The following is a 6,000-nucleotide window of genomic DNA, read 5'->3' on the forward strand; positions in this document are numbered from 1 at the left end:
GTACGCGGTCAACACGCCCGTAGCCGGGGAAGTCTTGTCTGTTCAAGGCCTTGCCAGAGCTGCATTGTTCGTTGGCGGAGCGGTTGCCGGGGGTGCCGGCGGGGTGGCGAGGGATATTTTTTGCCCGCGTCTGTCGCATCCGCCGGGGGTCCAGGGTCGGGGGCGCGTCGAACCGAACAGCCGTCGAATGGAGGGCACTCCAAAGCCCGCCGCCCACACCGTCGTCACCGCTCGGCGTCCGCGCCCACGCTCCCTTCCCTCTTCTCTGTCTGGCGCCCACCTCCCCCCGCCCTCGCCCTCGGCCTCGCGGCCTGAGCCGGAACCGCTGCTCCCGCCCGGGCAGGCCACGACCGGCCCGCCCGGGCGGGAGCGCGTTCATATGTGTTGCTCTGGTGCGTGGACATGTCGCCAACTCGTTTTGCTCGCATGGTCATTCGAGGGGGAAAGAGGAAACGGGAAACCCCGTCGATCGCCGTTTGACCGGCTTGATCGCATGCCAAGATTCCAGGCGGAAGCGAGGGGTGACCGCTTCCGGCCCGTGATGCAGCAGATGCCAGGGCGGTCGGATCCAGACGGGGGTTGGCATGAGCGTGTCCAGATTGTCGTCCGGAGAGTTCGGTCCGGAACTGCGCAGACGTCGGATCGCCGCCGGGCTGACCCTCACCCGGTTGGCCGAACTGCTCAGCTACAGCAAGGGACACCTGAGCAAGATCGAACGTGGGCACAAGCCACCCCCGCCTCAGTTGGCGCGTCGCTGTGACGTTCAGCTTGACGCGGGCGGCGAGCTGGAGCGGCTGCTGGCGGGACGTGGTGGGGCCGAGTCGGCGCCGTCCGGCGGACCGGTGCAGAGCGGCGTCGTCGGTGAAGCGGAAGCAGTGATCGGGGCCGACCAGGAAGGGGTCCGTTGGCCCGGGGCCTTTGGACGGCGGCAGCTGCTTGCCGTCGGGGCCACTTCACTGATCGGTGGCGGGCTGACCGCGACCCTGCCGACGGAGGCCTCGGCGACCGCCGTCGCGGAATCCGGCCCGGTCGAGATCTTCCGGGCCCAGTTCGACCAGATGCGACAACTCGGCCAGTCCGGTGCCCCGGGCACGCTGATCCCGCTGCTCACGGTCCAGACCCACACCTTGCGCGAGCTCGCCGCCCGGGCCGACCCGGTGAACCGGGGCCGACTGCTCGTGCTGGCCGCGCGGTACGCGGAGTACACAGGCTGGATGGCGCAGGAGGCGGACGACAACACCTCGGCACTGTGGTGGACCGCCCGGGCGGTCGAACTCGCACAGGCAGGCGGAGACCGCGACCTGGCGTCGTACGCGCTGGTCCGACGCGCCCTGATCACCTTTTACGCAGGTGACGCGACCCAGACCGTACAACTGGTCGAACCGGCGCAGGACGACGCCCTGCCACCACGGATCCGGGGCCTCGCAGCACAGCGGGAGGCTCAGGGGCATGCTCTCGCCGGCGACCACACCGCTTGTCTGCGCAGCCTCGACCGGGCCCGAGAACTGCTGGCCAGGGCCGACACCGAGAACGGCGGTACACCCCTGCTCGGCACCACCCACCTGGCCGACCCGGCGGCCGTGGTCACCGGCTGGTGCCTGTACGACCTCGGCCGCCCGCGCCAGGCCGCCGAAGTGTTGGACCACGAGTACCCGAGGATCCCGGCGCACGCCGTCCGCAGCCGCGCCCGGTACGGCATCCGGCGCGCCCTCGCCCACGCGGCCACGGGGGAACCGCAACGCGCCTGCGAACTCGCCGCGGAGCTCCTGCCCTTGATCCCGGCCTTGCGGTCGGCCACCATCCGGTCCGACGTCCGCAGGCTCGCCCACGAGCTGCACCGGTTCCGGGCCGGCCGACCCGTGCAGGCCCTCCAGCCCCTGCTCGCGCAGGCGCTGCACCCGTAGACCGCCTGAACTCCCGGCCCGTCCCCGGCCGCCACACCGTTCCTCATCCCTCACTCACCTGGAGAGGTGATTTCGTCATGCCCGAGATCTTCGTCAACTACCGCACCAGCGACGAGGGCACGGCCGCCACGGTCATCGAGCGCGAGCTCTCCCAGCGGTTCGGAACCGATCGGGTGTTCCGCGCCAGCAAGTCCATCAAGATCGGCCGACCCTTCCCCCAGGAACTGCTGACCGCCGTCCGCCGTAGCAGCGTGCTCATCGCGGTCATCGGTCCGCGCTGGACCGATGCCCGTACGGCGGACGGTCGACGCGCGCTGGACGACCCGGAGGACTGGACCCGGCGGGAGATCGTCGAGGCCTTCGAGAACGAAGCCCTGGTCGTTCCGGTCCTCGTCGGCCGCCTGACACGGCTCGACCGACGGACCCTCCCGCCCGAGATCGCCGAGCTGGCCGACTGCCAGTACCGCCGGTACGACGATCGCGACGCCGAGCACTGCCTCCTGCGCCTCGGTGACGACCTTGCCGAAGCGGTCCCCCGGCTCGCGGAGGCGGAGCGGCAGATCGCCAAGTCGAAGGGGGCGACAGAGACCCGCAACGAGGTCGGCCGGGTGAACGGCAGCGTGGTGCAGGCCGGGGACTACCGGCACGACCAGAGCGGAGGGATCGGCAACGTGGGCCGCGACGTGGGGACGTTCATCAACAACGCGAGCGGCCCGGTCCACACCGGCAACGGCTCCCAGCACAACACGATCCGGCACGGCGGTGTGGAGTTCCACGGCGACGGCGGCACCTACCTCGAACGCGGCACCGTCAACCACACCTTCGGCGACCGGGGTGACCGCAGGGGACGGCGCCGGTGAGCGACCACGGGGACGCGACGTGGATCGGCAACGCCCGGGGTCAGACGCACACGGGCAGTGGGAACCAGTACAACTACTTCGTCTCCGACACGGACAGGCTGATCCGCAGCGGAGGGGATCCGCTGCGGATCGCGGCCGAGCGACGCCTTTGGCTTAGTGAGCGCTTCGTGCCACCGGACGGATACGCGGAGGCGCTCCGGAAGTTGGAGGAGCCGGGCACGGCCGTCCTGGTCTCCGGAGCCGAAGGCAGCGGACGCCGTACGGCTGCCGTGGTCTTGTTGCACTGCTCGGGTGAGCCGGGCGATCCGTTCCGCGAGGTTACCTCCGACGATCAGCAGGCGGAACTGGGCGAACTCTCCCACGGTGAACGCGTCCTGATCGACCTCACGGACCTCTCCGACCAGCAGGTCGTCGACGCGCAGGGCCTGATGAAGTCGTACTGGGCCAAGGTCGAGGGCGTTGCCGGCCGACTGGTGGTGGTTCTCTCGCGGGACCACGAGCACCTCTTGCAGCCGGATGTCCGGCAGTTGCTGATACGGCTCGGCCGACCTGCGGGCGGCGAGGTGCTGGCCAGTCACCTGGGGTGGGCCGGAATCGAGGTGTCCGTCCCGGAGCTGCGACAGTCGAGCCTCGGCGAGCTTCTGGACAGCTCTCCCATGCGGGAGTTGGAACGACTCCACGAGCTCGTGGTCGAAGCGAGTTCGGCAGGCGGTGACTTCGCGGAGTGGGCGGACAAAGCCGGTGCGGCTCTCAGTGAGCGCCTCGACGAGGTGGCCCGGCAGATCGCCAAACTCGAGGACGGTCGCCAACGGGCCTTGCTGTTTACGGCGGCCATGCTGGACGGAGCCCCTGCGGTCGCGGTGTTCCGTCTTTCCGACCAGTTGCTGACGAGGGTCGGCCACCCGGAGGACGAACGGCCCCGCCTCGACCGGGCCGACCTGAGACAGCGGGTGCGGGATCTGGGAATGGTGGTGGAGGAAGGCCGGATCGGCTTCACGAAGCTGGCATACGCGGCGGCGGTTCGAGACCATGTCTGGTCCTATTACCCGGATCTGCGGGACGCGTTCGGGGCGTGGGTCGGAGACGCGATCAGGGCGACGACGTGGCTGGACGCACCGGATCGCCGGCGGATGGTCGCCCGCTTCACCGAACAGGCCCTGCAAGCCGGCGATGTGGGTCTGCTGACCGACCTGGTGGCGTCCTGGGCGAAGGAGAACCGGCTCTTGCCGGTAGCGATGCTGGTGCTGGAGGAGGGCGTCACGAGTGGGACCTGCGGTTCGGCGTTCCGGGCGAAGACCTATGAATGGTCGGTTGGCCCGCCGCTGCCGACCAATCTGGTGCGGGGCCTCGCGCGGATCTGCGTCGATGTGATGGCAGTGCGTCATCCCGGCCAGGCCCTCGTCCGCCTGCACCACCTCGCACGGAGGGAAACCGCGGACGGTCCGCGGCATGCCCGGGATGCCTTGCGGGAGTTGGTCGGCCGGGACAGGTACCTGTACTTGGGGCTGCTCTCCCGGGTCCTGGATGGGCTGGAGAGGAGCGAGCCGGTGCTGTCGGACGCCGAGATCTTCTTGGAGCTGGTGGACCCGTTGCCGTTCTGGGTGTCCGACCGGGACGCCGTTCGGGGCTGGCGGGGGATGCTGGCGGTGGCTTCGTTCCGAGAGGCGTGCGAGGCCGGAGTCCGGAACTGGCTCGAGGCCGCGCGAAGGGCGCGGGACGGCGGTGAGCGGCTGCTGGGCATCCTCGTCCGGGCCGCCGACGGCCGAGTCCCGGTACTCAGCCGCTACTACCTGCTGGCCCATGAGTGGGCGGCCGGACCCGAAGATCACCCGGGGCCGGTGAGCCGGGCGGAAGTCGCGACGCGCTTCTGCCGAAAGATCGACCACGTCCAAGGGATCGAACCACTTGTCGGGGCGACCGGGGGGAGAGGGCTGTGAAGGGTACGGGGAAGGCGCCGCTGGTCGGGCTGGCGCTGGCGGCGGGCTCGGTGACCGTGGTACTCGGGTTGTTGGCCAGGTGGCCGGTCTGGCTGTGGGCGGTGCCGGCCACGATGGCCCTCCTGTTGGCCGTCCTGCAGGCATCGGCCAGGGCTCCGAAGCCGGCGGAGCCGCCGTGGGAGAAGACCAGGGTGGCCGGAGTGGCACTGCCGAGCCTGGTGCCGGACTACGACTTCCACTTCTCGGCCACGGTGTGGTGGCGTCCGATCCCGAACCTCACCGGGCTGGTGCACGCGGACCCGGCGGGCCTTGCGGTCGAAACGGTGCTGGAGCGGGCCCGTGAGGTGACGGCGTGCGAGATCCCGGGGCGGCTGGACCTGGTGCAGCACCGGTTGAACGGTGTTCTCGGAACGCAGAGCCAGGACCGGTCGGGCCTGGTGGAAGCCATGGGCGGGCGGGTCGAGCTCCGGCTGTCCGAGGACGACCGGCACCGGCTCGGGAAGCTGTCGGAGGTGCGGAAGACCGAGGAGGTCTGGGAGCACGAACGCCGCCACGAGCAGAGCAAGCGGGCCTATCTCGGCGACGACGTCCTGAAGTCGCCGGGCAGTGCGATGGTGTGGTGGCTGGCCCGCCACGACGAGCAGATCAGGGAGGCGGTCGACCTGATCGGCCCGCTCGCACAACTCTCGGCTGCTGCCAACGACCAGGCCGTGAGCGAGCTGTACACGCACCTGGTGCCGGGAGCCGGGCTTCCTCCGGACGACTCAGGGGACGATGACGAGGAGGGGCCCACGGGACCGGCCAGGCCGTACGGTCCGGCCGGGGGGCCCTCCGTGATCGGGCCGTTGAGGCAGTTGCTGGACGACGTCGAGCTGGACGCGGACTCCGCCGAACGGAAGGTCTACACGCACCGTGTGGCGGACTTCACCGCTGCGGCCGGCCGACCGGAGTTCGCACGGCTGATCCGGGCGAAGCTGTTGGGGGAGGACGACGTCGTGCCCGGTCAGCCGGGACCGACGGACGAGTGACGACTGAAAGCTCGAACGTAGTATCGGATGCCGGGGCGTGGGGGGTTGGGGAGGGCGCTCGGCCGGGTGGGTGGTTCTGGACGGGGGGAACGAGTCATTTCATATGACTGTTTCTGTTGTGACGGTGCGGCGAGCTGACGGCGGGTCATTCTTGGTCCAATTCGACACGTCCAGAAAGGCCCGCCCGCCGTGACCCAGCCGTTCGAACTGCCGTCCTTCTACGTGCCGCACCCGGCACGCCTCAACCCGCATCTGGACGAGGCACGGGCCC

General features: G+C 69.9%; 4 protein-coding genes. All 4 read left to right on the plus strand.

Annotated elements, in window-relative coordinates; all coding sequences use genetic code 11:
* Positions 1–584: 584 nt before the first annotated feature.
* Positions 585–1,904, plus strand: coding sequence for a helix-turn-helix domain-containing protein (locus ACFVU7_RS25870; protein ID WP_388047370.1), 1,320 nt, complete (start codon positions 585–587; stop codon positions 1,902–1,904).
* 77 nt (positions 1,905–1,981) lie between these two features.
* A complete protein-coding gene (locus tag ACFVU7_RS25875; protein WP_387822386.1) occupies positions 1,982–2,764 on the plus strand; it encodes a toll/interleukin-1 receptor domain-containing protein in 783 nt (260 codons plus the stop codon).
* Positions 2,761–4,701, plus strand: a complete 1,941-nt coding sequence (locus ACFVU7_RS25880; protein ID WP_388047372.1) for a hypothetical protein — start codon at positions 2,761–2,763, stop codon at positions 4,699–4,701. Before ACFVU7_RS25875 ends, ACFVU7_RS25880 begins: the two co-directional genes overlap by 4 nt.
* Entirely contained in the window at positions 4,698–5,729 is a 1,032-nt protein-coding gene (locus ACFVU7_RS25885) for a hypothetical protein (RefSeq protein ID WP_388047374.1), read from the plus strand. Before ACFVU7_RS25880 ends, ACFVU7_RS25885 begins: the two co-directional genes overlap by 4 nt.
* Positions 5,730–6,000: the final 271 nt, after the last annotated feature.

The organism is Kitasatospora sp. NPDC058046 (assembly GCF_042885595.1).
Classification (GTDB): domain Bacteria; phylum Actinomycetota; class Actinomycetes; order Streptomycetales; family Streptomycetaceae; genus Kitasatospora.